Annotated in this window: 1 protein-coding gene; it reads left to right on the forward strand. The window is 46.0% G+C overall.

Annotation, left to right across the window (positions count from 1 at the left end):
• Positions 1–724 (forward strand): Gly-Xaa-Xaa repeat protein (locus ACYVEC_RS30620; protein ID WP_460509591.1); only part of this gene is annotated, 724 nt, incomplete at its 5' end.
• Positions 725–787: the final 63 nt, after the last annotated feature.

A 787-nucleotide genomic window follows, 5' to 3' on the forward strand; every position in this document is an offset into this window, starting at 1 on the left:
CGGCGCTACTGGACCTCAAGGTGTTCAAGGTAACACGGGTGCTACCGGACCTCAAGGCGTTCAAGGTAACACGGGTGCTACTGGACCTCAGGGTGTTCAAGGTAACACGGGTGCTACCGGACCTCAGGGTGTTCAAGGGCCAACGGGCGTTACTGGTATAGGAGTTACCGGACCTACTGGACCTTCTGGTGGGCCTCAGGGACCTACTGGACCTCAGGGAGTTCAAGGTAACACGGGTGCTACCGGCGCTACTGGACCTCAAGGTGTTCAAGGGCCAACGGGCGCTACTGGTATAGGGGTTACCGGACCTACTGGGCCTACTGGACCTAGCTTCCCTGTAGCAACAATTGTTGTAACAAACAACATTCAACAAACAGTACTCCAATTTAACAACTTCATTTTTAATACTGCAATTAATGTAAACAATATTATCTTCAACGGCACAGATACAGTTACTGTTATCAACGGTGGTATTTATGTAATTAGCGTATCCATCTCTACAACTGCACCAGGATGCGCTCCACTCGGAGTAGGAATTTCAATAAATGGAGCAGTCGCAACTGACAACTTCTCTTCAAATCTAATAGGCGACTCACTTTCATTTACTACAATCGAAACATTAACTGCCGGCGCAAACATTTCTGTCCAATCTACTCTTAACGAGATTACGATCCCCGCAACAGGAAACACTAACATTCGTCTAACTGTATTTAGAATCGCTTAAATTTCACTATTTATTGTTTATGGCAAATAAAAAAAGAGCGAGAAACTGAACTGCACCCCAATT

This window comes from Bacillus sp. MN7755, from assembly GCF_054771475.1.